Source organism: Streptomyces sp. NBC_01224, from assembly GCF_036002945.1.
GTDB lineage: Bacteria > Actinomycetota > Actinomycetes > Streptomycetales > Streptomycetaceae > Streptomyces.
Genome location: NZ_CP108529.1, coordinates 7,111,840 through 7,130,520 on the forward strand (window position 1 = coordinate 7,111,840; position 18,681 = coordinate 7,130,520).

Here is an 18,681-nt window from a genome sequence, read left to right on the forward strand (position 1 = left end):
CGGTGCCCGGAGTGAACCGCCGGCCGGTCTGCACCGTCATGGCAAGTGCCGTCCCCCGTTGATCAGCCGAACCAGGAGATATGGCGTTTCATGCACATTTCTTTCCTGCTCCACAATGCCTACGGAGTCGGGGGCACGATCCGTACGACGTTCAATCTCGCCGGGGCGCTGGCCGGGCACCACGACATCGAGATCGTGTCGGTCTTCCGGCACCGCGACATCCCCGCGCTGGGCGCCCCCGAAGGCGTGCGCATGAGCCATCTCGTCGACCTGCGGAAGAAAAGCCCGTCATACGACGGCGACGCGGCCGAACACGCCCGTCTCGCGACCGTGTTCCCGCGTGGCGACAGCAGGTACCGCCAGTACAGCAGGCTGACCGACGCGCGGGTGGCGGACCATCTGCGTTCCCTGGACGCGGATGTCGTGGTCGGAACCAGGCCGGGGCTCAATGTACAGATCAGCAGGCAGGCCCGGCGCGGTCCGGTCCGGATCGGGCAGGAGCACCTCACCCTCGACAGCCACAGCTACCGGCTGCGCCGCGAGATCGGGCATCGCTACGCCCTGCTCGACGCGGTCACCACAGTCACCGAGGCCGACGCCCGCTCCTACCGGACCGGGCTCAAGCTGCCCGGCGTACGGATCGAGGCCATTCCCAACAGCGTGCCCGAGCCGGGGATCGCGCCTGCCGACGGCGACAGCAAGTGGGTGATCGCCGCAGGCCGGTTGCACAAGGTCAAGCGGTACGACCTGCTCGTCAGGGCGTTCGCCGACGTGGTCGCCGTCCGTCCGGACTGGCGGCTGCGCATCTACGGCGGCGGCGACGCGACCGGGAACGAACGCCAGACGCTGCTCGCACTCATCGGTGAACTCGGCCTGTACAACCATGTGTTCCTGATGGGTCCGGTCAACCCGCTGGAGGCCGAGTGGCCCAAGGGGGCGATCGCCGCAGTCACTTCGGACCGCGAGTCCTTCGGCATGACCATCGTCGAGGCGATGCGCTGCGGCCTGCCGGTCGTGGCCACCGACTGCCCGCACGGCCCCCGCGAGATCATCGAGGACGGCACCGACGGACGGCTGGTGCCGGTCGGTGACACGGCGGCGGTGGCGGACGCTCTGCTCGGTCTGATCGGCGACGACGAAGCGCGGCACCGATCGGGCCGCGCCGCGCTGGCCGCGTCGCAGCGGTTCGACCCGTCACGGATCGCCGAACGTCATGAGCGGCTCTTCACCGAACTCGCCTCCCGAGCCCCGCGCGACCGCTCGCACGGCGCTCTGCGCACCACACTGCACCGAGCCCGCGGCACCGTGCTGGACGGGGCGTACGCCCTGCGCTACAAGGCCGCCGATGTCATCCGCAAGGGGAAGCCCGCATGACCGTCTCCGCAGAGCGACAGACGCCACGAGCCGACTGCACCGCAGGATCCGACGGCGGGATCACCTTCGACCTCGACCTCCGTCGCCGCGAGGCCGGGGAGACGCCCGAACTGCTTCTGCGGCTGCGCGGGGCCAAAGGCACGGGCGGCGACGGCGACACCGTACGGCTGCCCCTGAGCCCGCTCGGCGGGGGACGACTGAGAGCGGTGCTGCCGGGCACCGTGGCACCCGCCGAAGGCCGCTGGGATGTCTATGTGCGTGAACCGGGCGCGGACGACGACGGAGCGGTGGCCGTCGAGCCCGGAATCAGGGATGTGCGGCTCCTCATGGACCGCACACCGGAGACCGGGCGGATCGCGGTCCGTATCCCGTACCCGACCGCCGACGGCCGGCTCGCCGTGCGCTGCTGGGTCCGCTCACCGCACGCCGAGGCCGGGCCGGTCACCTTCGACGGGGGCGGGATGACCGTCGAGGGCACGCTGTACGGGACCCGCCTCGGGGACGACGCCGGCGTCGAGGCGCGGCTGGCCGGCGCCCCCGACAGGGTCTGCCGGGTGCCGGTGGCCGGGAAGGAAGGCACGTTCTCCTTCACGCTTCCGCTCGACCGGCTGGGCGCCGGGCCGGTCACCGAGCAGCAGCTGTGGACGCTCTGGCTGCTCCCCGGGACGGGCGCCGGGGAGCCGGCCGGCGTACGGATCTCCCGCATCCTCGATGACGTCTGGGACCGCAAGAACAGCTTTGTCTACCCGGGCCGCAGCGCAGGCGAGGGCGTCCGCGCCATCCCCTGCTACTCGGCCGACAACGATCTCTGCGTACGGCTCGTACCGGATCCGGCGCAAGCGCGGTAGACCGTCGGCAGCCGGTTGCGGACGCAGGCTGTCCGCAACCCCTGGCAGACTCGCCCCATGTTGGAGACCTCGGCACGACTGCTGCGCCTGCTTTCTCTGCTCCAGGCGCACCGGGGCTGGTCGGGCGCCGATCTCGCCGAACGGCTCGGGGTCACCCCGCGGACCGTCCGCCGTGACGTCGACAAGCTGCGCGAACTGGGCTATCCGGTCGACGCCAGCCCCGGCACCGGCGGCGGATACCAGCTCGGCGCCGGTGCCCAGCTGCCGCCGCTGCTCCTCGACGACGAGGAGGCCGTCGCCGTCGCCGTCGGGCTGCGCACTGCGGCGGGCAATGGCGTCGAGGGCATCGGCGAGACCTCTGTACGCGCCCTGGCCAAGCTCGAACAAGTGCTGCCGAACCGGCTCCGGCGCCAGGTGAACGCGCTGAACACCTTCACCGTGCCGCTGCTCCGCGGCCCCGGCGCGTCCACCGCCGATCCGGGCGTCCTCACCGAACTGGCCGGAGCCTGCCGGGACAGCGAACGGCTGCGCTTCGAGTACCGGGACCACTCCGGCTCCGTATCGCGCCGGACCGTCGAACCGCACCGGCTGGTGTGCACCGAGCGCCGCTGGTATCTCGTCGCCTGGGACCTGGACCGCGCGGACTGGCGCACGTTCCGCGCGGACCGGATCACGCCCACGCCGCCGCACGGCCCGAGATTCGTCCCCCGCGACGCACCGGCCGAGGATTTGGCCGCCTATGTTTCGAAGGGAATCTCGACCACCGTGTACGCGACGCACGCGGTGATCCGGCTGAAGGTGGGGATCGAGCGCGCGGCCGAACGGATCTCGCCGTCCTCAGGGGTGCTGGAGGCGGAGGGCGCCGACAGCTGCCTGCTGCGCGCCGGGGCGGCGAGTCTCGATGTGCTGGTCATCCACGTCATGCTGCTGGGGATCGACTTCGAGGTCGTCGAACCGCCGGAGCTCAATGACGCGATCAGGGCAGCCAGGGACCGGCTGTCCCGGGCCCTGGGCTGAGCGCTTCCTCCGGCGTAGCCATACAGGGACGGTTCGGGTTGTCCGCTATACGGGCGGCGGTGGGCGGCTGTCCCCGGCCCGTGGTACGGATTTTGTGACCAAAAGATAAGGCTGCCATAAGGAAGCGTGAATTCTCGGCGGCATGCCCATTTATGCAGGCTATTCGACCCGGAAATTCCGACTGTTCGACACGGAATATTCCGCTTTGTTTTCGGGCCTTCCGTGTGATCGTTTTCCGGCCTGTGTGATTACTGTGTGTCCGGTAGCGGGCCGCATGCTCGGGTGGCGTGATCCGCACGGCACGCGTGTCGTGATCCTGTGACACAAGCGTGACCGCCGAGGGACGTGAGGATGCCGTGCGGTGGTCGGCGCCCCGGCTTCCGTCGTGGTCCCCGGCCGCCTACGGTGAGAGGCATGGCACCCATACCGACTCCTCCCGCCCAGCCGGACGACACACCCGATGCGTACGTCGGTCTCTCCGTCGACGCGGCCGAGCAGCGGGCCCGCAGGCATGGCTGGAGCACCGTCAGATCCCTGCCGCCGGGCGCGATCATCACCATGGAGTTCCGGAGCGGACGGATCAACTTCGAGGTCGCCCATGCCGTCGTCACCCGCTGCTGGGTGGGCTGAGGATCCCTGCGCCCCGGGCTCCGGGCCGGGCATGAGTGAAGGCCCCGACCGAAGTCGGGGCCTTCGCCGTGCGGGGGAGCGGCTGTGCGTAACGGCCCCGCTGCTCCTGGGGTGTTCAGCCGCCGCTCATCGGGCGGGCGGGGGTGGTGCCGCCGCGTGGCGTACGGTCCGCGTGCGGCGGGCGGCGGCTGCCGGCCGGGGTGACCGGGGTCCGCTCCGAGCGCACCAGATGCGCCGGGGGCGCCGGGTGTGCACGCGAGCGGGGGCCCGTGACCGTGCCCGTTGTGGTCGCCGTGTGTCCTCCCGCGGCGACCGGCTCCAGCACCGGGCTCTCCGCCACGGCGTCGCCGCCGTCCAGTTGCGGGAGCAGTACGGTCCGGGGTCCTCCGGCCGCGACGGGCACGGAAGGAACGGGACGGCCGCGTCCCCGCAGGTTCTCGCGCTGGACGAAGATCCAGGCCTCGGCCCGGGTGATCAGCGGCTCGACCCAGGGCAGGCCCAACAGGATCAGCAGTCCCGCCGCCCAGCCCAGCAGCACATCGCTGAGCCAGTGCGTGCCGAGGTAGACGGTGGTGAGTCCGACGCCGAGCGAGACGATCGCCGACGTGGCCGACAGGTAGCGCCTGGCCCGCGGGGTGGTCGCCAGATAGGCGAGGATCCCCCAGGTGACGACCGCGTTGGCGGTGTGGCCCGACGGAAATATATCGCCGCCGGCGAAGAGCTCCGCGGAGCCGATCTGGGTCGCGTAGTGCGGACCGAGCCGCCCCAGGCCGATCTTGACCGCGCCGACCGTCACATTGAGCAGCAGCAGTGCGGCGGCGAGCGTCAGCAGGGGCCGCAGCGTGTGCTGCCGCCAGGAGCGCCAGCCGAGCCAGCAGGCGACCATGGTGGCGGTGGGGCCGCGCTGGCCGAGCACGATGTAGTAGTCGAGGAAGGCATGGATTTCCGGCCACTGTTGATACGGCCGGAAGAGCATGACCTTCCAGTCCAGAGCCACCAGCCAGGAAGAGACCAGCACGGCAACGACGATGGCGAGATAGAACGCCAACGTCCCGCAGAAGAGAGCGATGCGGTGACGGCTCATCCGCGGTGGCTCTATCTTCGGCGGCTCCGGCTCCCGGTCCAGGCGGGCAAAGATGTCGGTACGCACCCAATCGACGTTACAGCGAGTTAGCGCGCGAACAGGTCGATCCGGTCTCTTTGTGATGACGATGTGATGTGGACTATGTCTCAGTCGGGCCTTAATTCCCGACCCGAAGAAGGATATCGGTGGGTCTCTGCACTATTGATTTCGTACTCATTTCGGAAGGGTGTTTGGGTGCGGAAAGAAAAGCACAAGGGTGCCGGTATGAATTTCTCCGGCCTCCCGGAGGGGTGAAACGGATGGTGTTCGTCCGGTCACCGAACGCTTCGGTGCGGGCCCGGCACATGCTCCGGGAGTCGCGCCGAGTACCTTCTGTGCCGGGCGCGAAAGCCGTCCGCGCGGGTTCGTGCAGGTCCGAGCGGGTCCCGAGCGGCGGCTCGGCGTGGCGTACGCCACACTCCACGGCCCATCGGGGTATGAGGTGGACCACGTGTGAGCGCTCCGAACTCGCGTACGCTGACGGATCACTCGCCCGTCGATGCCGGGCCCCGAGGGGCAGTGAACCGCTGCATCCCCGGCTGGTCTGCCGAGCGCGAGGGACCTTTTGGGAGGTACATGCATGTCCGGGACGACCACAGCCCGAATCCGGCTGCGCTCAGCCGCCGACGGTGCCAATCGATGGGTCGTCCTCGTTGTCCTCTGTCTCAGTCTGCTGCTTGTCGCGCTCGATTCGACCGTGCTCCATGTCGCCGTCCCCGCCGTCACCGAGGACCTGCGGCCCAGTGCCGTCGGTCTGCTCTGGATCGTGGACGCCTATCCCCTGGTCTGCGCCTCGTTGCTGATCCTCTTCGGCACCCTCGGCGATCGCGTCGGCCGACGCCGCGTTCTGCTGCTCGGCTATGCCCTCTTCGGCGTCGCCTCCGCGATCGCCGCGATGGCCGACAGCCCCGGCGTACTGATAGTGGCGCGTGCGCTGCTCGGCGTCGGCGGCGCGATGATCATGCCGGCGACGCTGTCGATCCTCCGGCAGGTCTTCCCCGACCGGCGCGAACGGGCCGTGGCGATCGGCGTCTGGACCGCGGTCGCCGCCGTCGGTGCCGCCACCGGACCCGTCATTGGCGGCTTCCTCGTCGAGCACTTCTGGTGGGGCTCGGTCTTTCTGATCAACATCCCGCTGATGGCGCTGATCCTGCCGGTCGGCCGCCTGCTGCTCCCCGAGTCACGCGGCAGCAATGACGGCCCGTGGGATGTGCTGGGCGCGCTGATGGCCGCGGCCGGAGTGCTCGGTGTGGTCCTGGGAGTGAAGCGGGCGGGCACCGGTGAGGGGCTGCTGAGCCCGGCCACACTGGCCCCGCTGCTGATCGGGGCCGTACTGCTCATAGCCTTCGTGCGCCGTCAGAAGCGCCGTACGTATCCGTTGATCGACATCGGGATGTTCGCCAGGCCCGCCTTCTCGACCGCGGTGGGCTGCATCATCCTCGCCATGCTGGCTCTGGTCGGGCTGGAACTGATAGCCGTGCAGTACCTCCAGCTCGTCCTGGGTCTGAGCCCGCTTCAGACCGGTCTGCGGCTGCTGCCGCTCACCTTCGCGGCCATGGCCGCGGGCGCCACCGGCTCGTACACCCTGCGCCGCATCGGGCCGCGCCGGATGGTCGGCTGGGGCTTCGTGCTCACGGCCGCCTCAGTGCTGGTCCTGACCGCGATGGGGCAGCACGACCGGCCCGGCCTGCTGACCGCGGCCTTCGTCGCACTGGGCTTCGGGCTTCAGTCCACGCTTTTCGGGGCATACGAATCCATGCTCAGCGAGGCCCCCGCCGACCGGGCGGGCGGCGCGGCAGCGATCGGCGAGACCTCCTACCAACTGGGCGCGGGCATGGGGATCGCTCTGCTCGGCAGCGTCATGAACGCCGCCTACACACCCGGACTTGCGAAGCTTCCCGAAGAGGGCGTCCCCGCCGGGGACGGTGCGGCCGCCTCCCACTCGCTGGGCGAGGCATACCAGGTGGCGGACCGGCTGGGCGGCCCGCTGGGCGAGGTGCTGCGCTCCACGGCCCGCCACTCCTTCATCACCGGGCTCCATGTCACGCTGCTGGTCAGCGCAGCTCTGCTGCTGGTCGGAGCGCTCGCCGCGCTGCGGCTGCCGCGGGTGATGGAGTGCCCGTCGCCGGGTCTCCGTGAACCCCAGGAGGCCGACGATGTCCGTGAGTCGCCGGGGCAGAGCGAGGCGCCGGAATTCCACGGAACGCACGAGGCGCCTGCCGCGGGCCGCACGCAGCGGCCGCGCCCGGTGTCCGCCCGGCGCCGACCCGCCGAGGCGACCGGCTCTGGACGGGCGGGACACTGAGCCGTAACGTCGGTGCGACACCATAACTAACACTGCTAGTTTTAGTATCGTGCGAGCCGCCGGAGGCACCCTCATGTCCACCACTGAGTCCTCGAAGCTCCCGCCCTTCGACCCCGCCGACCCGATCGGCATCGACGATCTGCTCAGCCCCGAGGACCTCGCCATCCGCGACACCGTCCGCGACTGGGCCACCGACCGCGTCCTGCCGCACATCGCCGAGTGGTACGAGAGCGGCGAGCTGCCCGGCATCCGTGAGCTGGCCCGCGAGCTCGGTTCGCTCGGTGCCCTCGGCATGTCCCTGCAGGGGTACGGCTGCGCGGGCGCCACCGCCGTCCAGTACGGACTGGCCTGCCTGGAGCTCGAAGCGGCTGACTCGGGAATCCGCTCCCTCGTCTCCGTACAGGGATCGCTCGCCATGTACGCCATCCACCGCTTCGGCTCCGAGGAGCAGCGGCAGCAGTGGCTGCCGGGCATGGCGGCCGGCGAGATCATCGGCTGCTTCGGCCTCACCGAGCCGGACCACGGCTCCGACCCGGCCGGGATGCGGACGTACGCCAAGCGCGACGGCGAGGACTGGGTGCTCACCGGCCGCAAGATGTGGATCACCAACGGCTCGGTCGCCGGGGTCGCCGTCGTCTGGGCGCAGACCGACGAGGGCGGCGCGGCCGGCGGAATCCGCGGATTCGTCGTGCCGACCGACACTCCGGGCTTCTCGGCGCCCGAGATCAGGCACAAGTGGTCCCTGCGCGCCTCGGTCACCAGCGAGCTGGTCCTCGACGAGGTACGGCTGCCGGCCGATGCCGTACTCCCCGGGGTCACCGGTCTCCGCGGCCCGCTCAGCTGCCTCAGCCATGCCCGCTACGGCATCGTCTGGGGAGCCATGGGCGCGGCGCGCGCCAGCTTCGAGTCGGCCCTCGACTATGCGAAGACCCGGGAGCAGTTCGGCCGGCCGATCGGTGGCTTCCAGCTCACCCAGGCCAAGTTCGCGGACATGGCCGTGGAACTGCACAAGGGCATTCTGCTCGCCCACCATCTGGGCAGGCGGATGGATGCGGGCAGGCTCCGTCCGGAACAGGTCAGTTTCGGAAAGCTCAACAATGTGCGGGAGGCGATCGAGATCTGCCGTACCTCGCGCACGATCCTCGGCGCCAACGGGATCTCGCTGGAATACCCGGTGATGCGCCATGCGACGAATCTGGAGTCGGTGCTCACCTACGAAGGAACCGTGGAGATGCACCAGCTGGTGCTGGGCAAGGCGCTCACCGGCCTCGACGCGTTCCGGTAGACCGTTCCGGCGAGCGCCCTGCTCAGCTCTGGTTGAAGAAGCCGTCGGCCGGCCGGCCGACGGCTTCGCCGTTGACCACCTGGGTGTCGGCCGGGGTCAGCAGGAAGACCCGGGTGGCCACGCGCTCGATCGAGCCGCGCAGTCCGAAGGTCAGCCCCGCCGCGAAGTCCACGACGCGCTTGGCGTCGGTGGGGTCCATGGTCGTGAGGTTGACGATCACCGGGACCCCGTCCCGGAAGAGCTCTCCGATCGCTCGCGCGTCCCGGAAGCTGTCCGGGGTGACGGTGGCGATCCGGCGGCCCGTCTCCTCGGCCGCCTCGGAGACCACCTGCACCCGGGGATCGGTCACCCAGGCCTGGCCGGTCCCGGTCTGTGCACCCTCGGCGTACTCGTCGTCGTCGTAGTACCGCTCGTCGTTGTCCTCTACGAGGCCCAGCCAGGCACTCGCCTTGCGCACCGATCCCATGGACGCCTCCTCTCACCGCGGTTCCGTGGTGTTCCGCATCTCTTTCGTATCCCTATGGTCGTCCATGATGCGGATCGTGCGCCAAGTGGATAGTCGGCGCGCAGGGGATTCGTGACGGTACTGGTGCAGAAGATGTGGCGGTTCGTCAAGGTTCCTCCCGCATCAGGGGCCTGAAAGAAAGAAAATATGATGCGCCGCTCCGTATGGGTGACATGGGGGACGTATGGGTGAACGGAGCCCTCGATACGATGCACGTCGCGCATGCGCACGAGCGCGGCGCACAGGTGAGCGACTCTCGGGGGATCGTCGTGTTCGGAATCGTCAGGCCCTGTTCCCATCGGTTGTCCGAGGGGCTCAGGACCGAGTGGATGGCCCACCTCTGCGGGCTCTGCCTCGCACTCCGTTCCGACCATGGGCAGTTCGCCCGGATCGTCACGAACTATGACGGTCTGATCGTCTCGGTTCTGACGGAGGCTCAGTCCGAGCGCGCCACCGGATGGCGGCGTACCGCCGGGCCGTGCCCGCTGCGCGCCATGCGGACCGCCCCGGTCGCCCGCGGCGAGGGAGCCAGGCTGGCCGCCGCCGTCTCCCTGGTGCTGGCATCGGCGAAGGTGCGGGACCACGTCGCCGACCGGGACGGCCTGTTGAAGCGCCGCCCGGTCGCCGCCGCAGCACGCCGGGTTGCCGCGGGCTGGGACCGGGCCGGCGCGCGCACCGGCGCACAGCTCGGCTTCGACACGGCGCTGCTCGTCGACGCCGTCGACCGGCAGACCGGCATCGAGCTGCTCGCCGGGCCCGGCACCCCGCTGCCCACGGTCACCGAACCCACCGAGACCGCCACCGCGGCGGCCTTCGCCCACACCGCGATACTCGCGGGCAAGCCGCAGAACGCGGAGCCGCTGGCCGAGGCGGGCCGCCTCTTCGGACGCCTGGCGCATCTGCTGGATGCCGTGGAGGACCAGGAAGCTGACGCCGCGTCGGGTGCCTGGAACCCGCTCACCGCGACCGGCACCTCGCGGGAGGAGGCCCGACGGCTCTGCGACGACGCGCTGCGCGGCGTGCGGCTGGCGTTGCGCGACGCGGAGTTCACCGACGACAAGCTGGCCCATGTGCTGCTGGTGCACGAACTGCGGCAGTCGGTGGACCGGGCGTTCGGCACCACGGCATGCTCGCACCGGGCAGGCGGCCCGGCCGTGGACGGAGCTGTCCCTCCGTCAGGTATGCGGCAGGCCGGGTCCTTCGGGCCGCCGCCCGGCAATCCGTACGCGCCGAGCCCCGGCAGCCCCGTCGGCCCGCCGCAGCCCCCGCCCGAGCCCCCGCGCGACCGGCGCGGTCTGATCGCGGGCTGCCTGGTGTGGGCGGGACTGGCCTGCACCTGCCAGATGTGCTGCGGCACCTTCAACGACCCGTGGACCCATCAGCGCCGCGAGGGACTGTGCAGTCAGTGCGACTGCGGCGACTGCTGCGACGCCTGTGACTGCTGCAGCAACTGCGGGGACTGCTGCGAATCCTGCGACTGCTGCGACTGCGGGTGCGACTGCAGCTGCTGAGGCGAGGTGTCCGGCCTCGCGGGCCGGGCGGGACTTGGCTGCCCCGGCCCGGGTCGGATCACTTGATCTCGGGCGGCGAGATCTGAGAGGTCTTGATCGCCGACGCGCCGATGCCCCACTTCTTCAGGATCCGGTCGTAGGTGCCGTCCGCCTTCAGGCCGTTCACCGCGGCCTGGAAGGCGGGCGCCAGCGGGGTGCCCTTCTTGAAGGCGAAGCCCACGTCGAGGCGTTTGAACTCATTGAGGAAGCGCACACCCTCCTGCTGCTCCACCGCGTAACGCAGCCCGTTGATGGTCGACATCACCACATCGCTGCGGCCCTGCTGGAGCGCGCCCCAGATCGCGCCCTGGTCGCTGTAGGTCTTCACCTCGTACGGCTTCCTGCCCGCGTCGGAGCACAGGTGCCTGTTCTCCTCCAGCGTCACCTCGAAGGTGGTGCCCGCGCCGGTGCCCACGGTCAGGCCGCAGAGCTGGGTGAGATCGGTGACCTTCTTCAGCTTGCTGTCGTCGCGGACCGCGAAGCCCTGGCCGTCATTGATGTACGTGACGAAGTCGATCGTCCTGCGGCGCTCCTCGGTCACCCCGAAGTTCCCGGTGCCCACGTCGTACTTCCCGCTGCCCAGCGCCGGCAGGATCGCCTCGAAGGAGGCCACTTCGCGCTTCGGCTTCAGCCCGAGCTTCCTGGCCACCGCGTCCGCGAAGTCGATGTCCGTACCGGCCACCGTCCTGCCGTCCTCGAGGTAGGTGGCGCCGGGCGGATTGCCGATGCTCGAGGCGATGGTGAAGGTGCCTGAGGCGCGGACATCGGCGGGCAGCAGCTTCGCCGCGGCCTCGTCCTTGTGCACCGACGACACGACATCCGTCGTCGGGATCCTTCCCTTGGCGGCCGCGGTCCCGGCGGCGCCGGCCGGTGCGGCCGCCGGATCGCCGGACCCGCACGCGGTGAGGGCGAGAGTGGCGACGGTGATCAGCGCGAAGGCAGCGGAGTGCCGGGTTCGGGACATGAGGCGTGGTTCTCCAGGTTCGTCGGCCGTGCACAGGCACGAAAGTGCGGTAGCAGGGCAGCGCGCAGCGACACCACGGTCGTGGCGAAGGAATTCGGGGGAGCGGGGAAACGGCGGAGCGAGGGGAGGGCGGAGCGGTGTTGTGTACGTGAAGGCACGCAGGGAACAGTGCTCAGGCGCCGCACGCGGCGCGAGGCAGAGATGCGAGGAGACGCAGGGGGTCAGCTCAACAGGAGGAGGACCACACGCGACCGAAGTCGATGTGGGAGCGCTTGACCAGCCACTGCTGCGAATGCATGGCCCAAGTGGAACAGGCATCCAGTGGTCCGTCAACTGAACCGAGACGTACGACTCACAGTGTGGACAGGCTTGACAACACGCAGCGAACAGCGCTTACCTCGGAGGCGGACCGGTGCTGAGGGGCCCGGTCCACGTTGTGTTTCTGCTGAAGGCACACCCCGTGTTCGATCTCTGCATCCACGGAGCCTTCGCATGTCCGCGCAGACAGATACCCGTCCTCCGTCTCCCCCCGCCCCGCTCACGAAGAGCAATGATGCCGACCGGCTCCGGATCGTCCCGGTACGCCGGACAGGGCAGTGGGCGGCGGCCGTTGTCGCCCTGGCGCTCCTCGTCCTGGCGCTGAACTCCGTCATCCGCAACGAAGCCTTCCAATGGGATGTCGTCGCCGACTACTTCACCACCACCGCAGTCCTGCGCGGCCTCGGCCTCACCCTCTGGCTCACGGCGCTGGTCATGGTGCTCGGCTTCGCCCTCGGCACGCTGCTCGCCGTCCTCAGGCTCTCCGGCAACCGCGTTCTGCAAGCGGTCAGTTGGGGATACGTCTGGCTCTTCAGGTCCACCCCGATCCTGGTCCAGCTGCTGTTCTGGTTCAACATCGGCGCGCTCTACCCGGAGATCCTCGGCGTCCGTACGGTGAACCTCCTCGGCCCCGTCACGGTCGCCGTCATCGGGCTCACCCTGCACGAGGCCGCGTACGCCGCCGAAGTCGTCCGCGGCGGCATCCTCTCCGTCGAACGCGGACAGATCGAGGCCGCCCAGTCGCTCGGCCTCGGACCCTGGCGCCGGCTCCGCCGGATCGTGCTGCCGCAGGCGATGCGCTCCATCGTCCCGCCCGCCGGGAACATGCTGATCGGCACCCTCAAGGGCACCTCGATCGTCAGCATCATCGCCGTGCAGGACCTGCTGTACTCGGTGCAGCTCGTGTACCACCGCACCTACCAGGTCATCCCGCTGCTGCTGGTCGCCACCATCTGGTACGCCGTAGTCACCTCGTTGCTCAGCATCGGCCAGCACTACATCGAGCGGCACTACGCGCGCGGCACGGCCGGTGCCCGATGAGCAGGTCACCGACGCTCGTCGTCATCGGCGCCGGGCCGCGCGGCACCGGCCTCATCGAGCGCATCGCCGCCAACGCCCCCGGCCTGTACGAGGGCCGCCCGCTGGACATCCATCTCGTCGACCCGTACCCGCCGGGCGGCGGACGGATCTGGCGGCACGACCAGTCGCCGCTGCTCTGGATGAACTCCATGGCCGAGGACGTCACGATGTTCACCGACGAAACGGTCCAGCAGGAAGGGCCGATTCGGCCGGGGCCCGCGCTCCACACCTGGGCGGCGAACATCCGGGACGGACGTCTCGCGCTCCCGGACGAGGACGGCATCGAGCCCGAACTCCTGGCCGAGATAAAGGCGTTGGAGGGAAGTGACTTCCCGAGCAGACGACTGCAGAGCGTCTATCTGCGCTGGGTGTACGAGCAGGCCGTGACCGCACTCCCGAAGGGCATCACGGTCCACTGGCACAGGGGCAGGGCCGTGCGCGTCACCGGGCCGCGCGAAGGCCGTCAGCGCGTCTGGCTGGAGGGGCGCGACAAGCCGATCCTCGCCGATCTCGTCGCCGTCACCATTGGCCACCTCGACGCCGAACCAGAGTCCGAACAAGCCGAGTTGGCGGACTTCGCGAACCGGCACGGACTCGTCCACCTGCCGCCCGACTTCACCGCGGACACCGATCTGACCGACCTTCCCGCAGGCGAACCGGTCATAGTCCGGGGCTTCGGACTCGCCTTCGTCGATCTGATGGTGCTGCTCACCGAGGGCCGCGGCGGACGGTACGAGAACGGCGAGTACGTGCCGTCCGGCAGGGAACCCGTGCTTCACATCGGATCGCGCCGGGGTGTCCCGTACCACTCCAAGATCGGCTACGCCTGGCGAGGCGAACGGCCGTCGCTGCCGCGCTTCCTCGGCCCCGACCGGACCGAGGCGCTGCTGAAGACGGACGAGCCGGTCGACTTCCAGCGCGACGTGTGGCCACATGTCGACAAGGAGCTCGGCTACGCCCACTACCACCGGCTCTTCACCGCCCATCCCGAGCGCACGAAGGGCGACTGGCCCGAATTCGAGGCGAAGTACGCCGCCGCGGACCCGGCCGGCCCCGAGCTGCGCGCCCTCGTGTCGGCCGCCGTCCCCGACCCCGCCGACCGGCTCGACCTGGAAGCGCTCGACCACCCCCTGGACGGGGTGCGCTACCCCTCGTACGACGCACTGCAGGAGGGGCTGCGGGGCTACATCGCCGCCGACCTGGAACGCCGCCACGACCCCGCCCACAGCCCGGACCTCGCCGTCTTCCTCGGACTGCTCTCCGCCTACGGGCAGTTGATCCGGCTCGGTGACATCGGCGGCTGGTGGCACGGCTTCTTCAGCTATCTCGCCTCCGGCCCGCCGGGACCCCGGCTGCACCAGCTCCTCGCGCTCTCCCGGGCCGGTGTCGTCCGCTTCCTCGGTGCCGGAATGACCGTCGAGGCCGATGAACGCCAGGGCGTCTTCCGGGCCGGCAGCGCCACCGTGCCCGGCCGGCGGATCGAGGCCCGCGCCCTGGTCGAGGCCCGGCTTCCGGACCCCTCGCTGGAACGCACCCGCAGCCCACTGCTCCAGGGTCTGTACGAGGACGGGGCCGCCGCCACCGACACCGGGCTGCTCTCGGTCGACCCCGACAACGGCCGGATCCTGGGCCGCGACGGCCGTCCGCACCAGCGCCGCTTCGCGCTCGGCCCGTTCACCACCGCACGCGCCGGCGGAGCGTTCACCCGGCCGCGCACCGGCGGCCCGGCCTTCCGGCAGAACGACGCCACCGCGCGCACGGCGCTCACCTTCCTCCGGGACCTCGCCTGTAGCGACGGCCCCCTCGGCGCCTGACCCCGGCTCCGCGCAAAGCCCCGCCCCACCCTCGTACACCTGCGGCTCAAGGACCCCTCATGTCCCTCACCAGCGATCCACCCATCGGCAAGGCGACAGGACCACATGTCGCCGCGTCCACCACCGCCGACCACGACGCGCTCACCGTCGTCCCCGTACGCCACCCGTGGCGCTGGGCCGCCGTCGCCGCCACCGCCGTCGTACTCGCCCAGTTCCTGCACGGCCTGGTCACCAACCCAGGCTGGGAGTGGGACGTCTTCGCCCAGTTCTTCACCGCCGAGACCATCCTCAAGGCCGTCTGGGTCACCCTTCAGCTGACCTTCTACGGCACGGTCCTCGGCTTCGCGCTGGGCATCGTCCTCGCCTTCATGCGGCTGTCGGCCAGCCCGTTCCTCAGCGCGGTCGCCTACGCGTACATCTGGGCGTTCCGCTCCATCCCGCTCATCGTCCAGCTGCTCTTCTGGTTCAACCTCGCCTACCTCTACAAGGAGTTGCAGTTCGGCATCCCGTTCGGGCCAGGTTTCTTCTCCTTCGACACGATGAACCTGGTCGGCGCGATGAGCGCGGCCGTCCTCGGACTGGCGCTGCACCAGGCCGCCTATGCGGCGGAGATCGTCCGCGGCGGTGTACTGGCGGTGGACGGTGGCCAACTGGAGGCCGCCGCCGCGCTCGGCATTCCCCGGCACCGGCAGCTGCGCAGGATCGTGCTCCCGCAGGCGATGCGCTCCATCCTGCCGAACGCCGCCAACGAGATCATCTCGCTCTTCAAGGGCACCTCGATCGTCTCCGTGATGGCGATCGGCGAACTCTTCTACCAGGTCCAGGTCGTCTACGGACGCAACGGCAGGGTCGTGCCCCTGCTGATGGTCGCGACGGTCTGGTACATCCTCCTGACCACCGTGCTCTCCGTCCTCCAGCACTACGTCGAACGTCACTACGCCAAGGGGGCCGCGCGATGAGCAGCACCACCACCGACACCACCGGATCCACGGATGCCATGGTCGAGATCCGCTCCGTCCACAAGCGCTTCGGCAGCCTCGAAGTGCTGCGCGGCATCGACCTGTCCGTGCGCAGCGGAGAGGTGACCGTCGTCCTCGGCCCTTCCGGCTCCGGCAAGTCCACACTCCTGCGCACCATCAACCACCTGGAGAAGGTCGACAACGGCTGGATCAGCGTCGACGGCACCCTGGTCGGCTACCGCAGGGACGGCAACAAGCTGTACGAGCTCCGCGAGCGCGAGGTCCTGCGACAGCGCACCCGGATCGGCTTCGTCTTCCAGAACTTCAATCTCTTCCCGCACCTCACCGTGGTGGAGAACATCATCGAGGCGCCGGTCGCCGCCCTCGGCCGCCCAAAGAGGGAAGCCGTCGCCGCCGCGGAGAAGCTCCTCGCCCGGGTCGGGCTCGCCGACAAGGCTGGGGCGTACCCCAGGCAGCTCTCCGGCGGGCAGCAGCAGCGGGTCGCCATCGCCCGCGCGCTTTCCCTCGAACCGAAGCTGCTGCTCTTCGACGAGCCGACCTCGGCGCTCGACCCCGAGCTGGTGGGCGAAGTCCTCGACGTCATCAAGGACTTGGCACTCCAGGGCACCACGATGATCGTCGTCACGCACGAGATCGGTTTCGCCCGCGAGGTCGCCGACACCGTCGTCTTCATGGACGAGGGACGCATTGTCGAGCAGGGCGCCCCCGGCGACGTACTCGACCGTCCGGAGCACGAGCGCACCCGCGCCTTCCTCTCCAAGGTTCTGTGACCCCACCCATGTTCCCTTCAGTGTTCATTTCAAGGAGTACGCACGTGTCCGTCCGCCGCACCCTTTCCGCCGCACTCGCCACCCTCACCGCCGCAGGACTGCTCACGGCCTGCGCCGCCGGTGACGCCGCCACCAGCGAGGTGAAGCCGAAGGGGCAGCAGGGCACCGGTATCAATATCGGTCCCGACCAGCACCGGATCAGAGGCACGAAGGTCGACGCCATCGCGGCGAAGGTGCCCGAGGCCATCCGCAAGCGGGGCACGCTGCGGCTGGGCGCGAGCGCCGATGCCTCGCCACCGCTGGGCTTCTACGCGACCGACGACAAGACCCGGATCGGCTCGGAGATCGACATGGCGACCCTGATCGCAGACACGCTCGGTCTCAAGCCGCAGTTCGAGGAGGTCTCCTGGGAGAACCTCTTCGTCGGTCTCGACAGTTCCAAGTTCGACGGAGTGCTCTCGAACGTCACGGTCACCGAGGAGCGCAAGGAGAAGTACGACTTCGCGACCTACCGGCTCGACAACATCGCCTTCGAGGCCAAGAAGGGCTCCGGCTGGAAGGTGCAGGAGCCGAAGGACGTTGCGGGGAAGACGATCGCCGTCTCGTCCGGGACCAACCAGGAGAAGATCCTCGTCGACTGGAGCGAGCAGAACGTCAAGGCCGGACGCAAGCCGGTGGACATCAAGTACTTCCAGAAGGACACCGACTACTACCTGGCCCTCCAGTCCGGCCGTATCGACGCCTACCTCGGCCCCAGCCCGTCCGCCAACTACCACGTCGCATCGGCCGGCCAGTCCGAGATCGTCGGCACGCTGTCGGGTGCGGGCGACGGGCTCCAGGGCAGGATCGCCGCCACCACGAAGAAGGGCAGCGGCCTGGTCGAGGCATACGCGGCCGCCATCGACCACATCGTGCAGGACGGTTCGTACGCCAAGGTGCTGAAGCGCTGGGGGCTCTCCAACGAGGCTGTCGCGAAGTCCGAGATCAACCCGCCCGGCCTGCCCAAGCCCAAGAACTGAGCCCCGAGAGGTAACACCCATGCCTTCGACCGCACCTCTTCACCTGGCCGCCGAGATCGGCGGTCCGCCCCACTACGCCCACGAGCACTACATCGGCCTCGCCCGGCTCGCCGAGCGCGGCGCCCTGGACTTCGTCACCCTCGGCGACTCGTTCGCCAGGCCCGGACTCGACGCACTCGCCGTGCTCTCCCGGGTCGCGCCCGCCACCGACCGGATCGGTCTGGTGCCGACCGTCACGACCACTCACACGGAGCCGTTCCATGTGTCGTCCGCCGTGGCCACCCTGGACTGGGTGAGCCGCGGCCGGGCGGGCTGGAATGTCGATGTGTCGACGACCGGGGCCGAGGCCCGGCTGTTCGGCCGGCGTCCGGCAGCACCCGCCGACGATCTGTGGCGCGAGGCCGGTGAAGCCGCCGACGTGAGCGCCCGGCTCTGGGACAGCTGGGAGGACGACGCCGAGATCCGGGACGTCGCCACCGGACGCTTCATCGACCGGGACAAGCTGCACCACGTCGACTTCGAGGGTGCCTCCTTCACGGTCCGCGGCCCGGCCATCGTGCCCCGGCCCCCGCAGGGACACCCGGTCACCGTTGTCGACGCAGCGGGCGGCCCGGCCCGCGAGACCGCGGCCCGCCACGCCGATGTCGTCCTCGTCCGTGCCCCCACGCCCGAACGGGCCGCCGCGATCCGCACCGATCTGCGCCGGCGCGCCGCGGCGTACGGACGCGACCCCGACTCCCTCCGGGTCCTGGTCTCGCTCACCGTCGACCTCGGCGACGCCGAGACCGCCCCGGAACCGGGACTGGAGAGCGGACCCCCGCTCGCCGCAGGCGGCTCGTACTACCGGGGTGGACCGGTCGACCTCGCCGAACTGATCACCCAGTGGCACCGCGGGGGAGCGGCGGACGGCTTCCACCTCACGCCCATCACCCCCGGGCGTGACCTCGAACGGATCGTCAACGGGACGGTGGCCCTGCTCCAGCACCGCAGCCTGTTCCGCACCTTCTACCCCGGCGGCACCCTGCGCGAGCACCTGGGGCTGGACCGCCCCGCCAACCGGTACGCCCTCGAAGGGGGACGAGCATGAGCACCGCACCGA

General features: G+C 69.9%; 16 protein-coding genes. 13 read left to right on the forward strand and 3 right to left on the reverse strand.

Features of this window, described 5'->3' with window-relative positions; translation table 11 throughout:
• Positions 1-90 precede the first annotated feature (90 nt).
• From OG609_RS32025 to OG609_RS32040, 4 genes are all read left to right on the forward strand, one after another.
• Positions 91-1,374, forward strand: coding sequence for a glycosyltransferase family 4 protein (locus tag OG609_RS32025; RefSeq protein ID WP_327276019.1), 1,284 nt, complete (start codon positions 91-93; stop codon positions 1,372-1,374).
• Complete coding sequence (locus tag OG609_RS32030) at positions 1,371-2,222, forward strand: transferase (protein WP_327276020.1); 852 nt, start codon at positions 1,371-1,373, stop codon at positions 2,220-2,222. The genes OG609_RS32025 and OG609_RS32030 overlap by 4 nt, the downstream gene beginning before the upstream one ends.
• Before the next feature lie 57 nt (positions 2,223-2,279).
• Positions 2,280-3,239 carry a helix-turn-helix transcriptional regulator gene (locus OG609_RS32035; RefSeq protein WP_327276021.1) on the forward strand — a complete coding sequence of 320 codons (960 nt, stop codon included), beginning with the start codon at positions 2,280-2,282 and terminating at the stop codon, positions 3,237-3,239.
• A 414-nt stretch (positions 3,240-3,653) separates the two neighbouring features.
• Positions 3,654-3,869 carry an I78 family peptidase inhibitor gene (locus OG609_RS32040; RefSeq protein ID WP_327276022.1) on the forward strand — a complete coding sequence of 72 codons (216 nt, stop codon included), beginning with the start codon at positions 3,654-3,656 and terminating at the stop codon, positions 3,867-3,869.
• Between the two features lie 115 nt (positions 3,870-3,984).
• Here OG609_RS32040 and OG609_RS32045 read toward each other — a convergent pair whose 3' ends face one another.
• Positions 3,985-5,019: a phosphatase PAP2 family protein gene (locus OG609_RS32045; RefSeq protein ID WP_327276023.1), complete on the reverse strand. Its 1,035-nt coding sequence runs from the start codon at positions 5,017-5,019 to the stop codon at positions 3,985-3,987.
• A gap of 553 nt (positions 5,020-5,572) precedes the next feature.
• On the opposite strand from OG609_RS32045, the gene OG609_RS32050 reads away from it, so the two are divergent.
• Positions 5,573-7,297, forward strand: coding sequence for an MFS transporter (locus tag OG609_RS32050; protein WP_327276024.1), 1,725 nt, complete (start codon positions 5,573-5,575; stop codon positions 7,295-7,297).
• 73 nt (positions 7,298-7,370) lie between these two features.
• Entirely contained in the window at positions 7,371-8,582 is a 1,212-nt protein-coding gene (locus OG609_RS32055) for an acyl-CoA dehydrogenase family protein (protein ID WP_327276025.1), read from the forward strand.
• A gap of 22 nt (positions 8,583-8,604) precedes the next feature.
• Here OG609_RS32055 and OG609_RS32060 read toward each other — a convergent pair whose 3' ends face one another.
• The gene (locus OG609_RS32060; RefSeq protein WP_327276026.1) at positions 8,605-9,048 is read right to left on the reverse strand and encodes a cell division protein SepF; all 444 of its coding nucleotides are present in this window, start codon (positions 9,046-9,048) and stop codon (positions 8,605-8,607) included.
• A 308-nt stretch (positions 9,049-9,356) separates the two neighbouring features.
• Here OG609_RS32060 and OG609_RS32065 point away from each other — a divergent pair, with 308 nt between their 5' ends.
• Complete coding sequence (locus OG609_RS32065; protein WP_327278259.1) at positions 9,357-10,598, forward strand: DUF5685 family protein; 1,242 nt, start codon at positions 9,357-9,359, stop codon at positions 10,596-10,598.
• A 58-nt stretch (positions 10,599-10,656) separates the two neighbouring features.
• Here OG609_RS32065 and OG609_RS32070 read toward each other — a convergent pair whose 3' ends face one another.
• Positions 10,657-11,601: an ABC transporter substrate-binding protein gene (locus OG609_RS32070; RefSeq protein ID WP_327276027.1), complete on the reverse strand. Its 945-nt coding sequence runs from the start codon at positions 11,599-11,601 to the stop codon at positions 10,657-10,659.
• A gap of 492 nt (positions 11,602-12,093) precedes the next feature.
• Between OG609_RS32070 and OG609_RS32075 the strand changes: the two genes are divergently transcribed.
• From OG609_RS32075 to OG609_RS32100, 6 genes are read left to right on the forward strand one after another with little or no spacing between them, the layout of a single operon-like run.
• Complete coding sequence (locus tag OG609_RS32075) at positions 12,094-12,960, forward strand: amino acid ABC transporter permease (protein WP_327276028.1); 867 nt, start codon at positions 12,094-12,096, stop codon at positions 12,958-12,960.
• Entirely contained in the window at positions 12,957-14,813 is a 1,857-nt protein-coding gene (locus OG609_RS32080) for an FAD/NAD(P)-binding protein (RefSeq protein ID WP_327276029.1), read from the forward strand. The genes OG609_RS32075 and OG609_RS32080 overlap by 4 nt, the downstream gene beginning before the upstream one ends.
• A 59-nt stretch (positions 14,814-14,872) precedes the next feature.
• Positions 14,873-15,772, forward strand: a complete 900-nt coding sequence (locus OG609_RS32085; protein WP_327276030.1) for an amino acid ABC transporter permease — start codon at positions 14,873-14,875, stop codon at positions 15,770-15,772.
• A 38-nt stretch (positions 15,773-15,810) separates the two neighbouring features.
• Positions 15,811-16,563, forward strand: a complete 753-nt coding sequence (locus OG609_RS32090; protein ID WP_327278260.1) for an amino acid ABC transporter ATP-binding protein — start codon at positions 15,811-15,813, stop codon at positions 16,561-16,563.
• Between the two features lie 44 nt (positions 16,564-16,607).
• Positions 16,608-17,582, forward strand: coding sequence for an ABC transporter substrate-binding protein (locus tag OG609_RS32095; protein WP_327276031.1), 975 nt, complete (start codon positions 16,608-16,610; stop codon positions 17,580-17,582).
• Between the two features lie 19 nt (positions 17,583-17,601).
• The gene (locus tag OG609_RS32100; protein ID WP_327276032.1) at positions 17,602-18,669 is read left to right on the forward strand and encodes an LLM class flavin-dependent oxidoreductase; all 1,068 of its coding nucleotides are present in this window, start codon (positions 17,602-17,604) and stop codon (positions 18,667-18,669) included.
• Positions 18,670-18,681: the final 12 nt, after the last annotated feature.

Bases quoted from the DNA above. Each gene is read 5' to 3' on its own strand.
- OG609_RS32025 (WP_327276019.1), top strand. From the start codon at position 91: ATGCACATTTCTTTCCTGCTCCACAATGCCTACGGAGTCGGGGGCACG.
- OG609_RS32030 (WP_327276020.1), top strand. From the start codon at position 1,371: ATGACCGTCTCCGCAGAGCGACAGACGCCACGAGCCGACTGCACCGCA.
- OG609_RS32035 (WP_327276021.1), top strand. From the start codon at position 2,280: ATGTTGGAGACCTCGGCACGACTGCTGCGCCTGCTTTCTCTGCTCCAG.
- OG609_RS32040 (WP_327276022.1), top strand. From the start codon at position 3,654: ATGGCACCCATACCGACTCCTCCCGCCCAGCCGGACGACACACCCGAT.
- OG609_RS32050 (WP_327276024.1), top strand. From the start codon at position 5,573: ATGTCCGGGACGACCACAGCCCGAATCCGGCTGCGCTCAGCCGCCGAC.
- OG609_RS32055 (WP_327276025.1), top strand. From the start codon at position 7,371: ATGTCCACCACTGAGTCCTCGAAGCTCCCGCCCTTCGACCCCGCCGAC.
- OG609_RS32060 (WP_327276026.1), bottom strand. From the start codon at position 9,048: ATGGGATCGGTGCGCAAGGCGAGTGCCTGGCTGGGCCTCGTAGAGGAC.
- OG609_RS32070 (WP_327276027.1), bottom strand. From the start codon at position 11,601: ATGTCCCGAACCCGGCACTCCGCTGCCTTCGCGCTGATCACCGTCGCC.
- OG609_RS32075 (WP_327276028.1), top strand. From the start codon at position 12,094: ATGTCCGCGCAGACAGATACCCGTCCTCCGTCTCCCCCCGCCCCGCTC.
- OG609_RS32080 (WP_327276029.1), top strand. From the start codon at position 12,957: ATGAGCAGGTCACCGACGCTCGTCGTCATCGGCGCCGGGCCGCGCGGC.
- OG609_RS32085 (WP_327276030.1), top strand. From the start codon at position 14,873: ATGTCCCTCACCAGCGATCCACCCATCGGCAAGGCGACAGGACCACAT.
- OG609_RS32090 (WP_327278260.1), top strand. From the start codon at position 15,811: ATGGTCGAGATCCGCTCCGTCCACAAGCGCTTCGGCAGCCTCGAAGTG.
- OG609_RS32100 (WP_327276032.1), top strand. From the start codon at position 17,602: ATGCCTTCGACCGCACCTCTTCACCTGGCCGCCGAGATCGGCGGTCCG.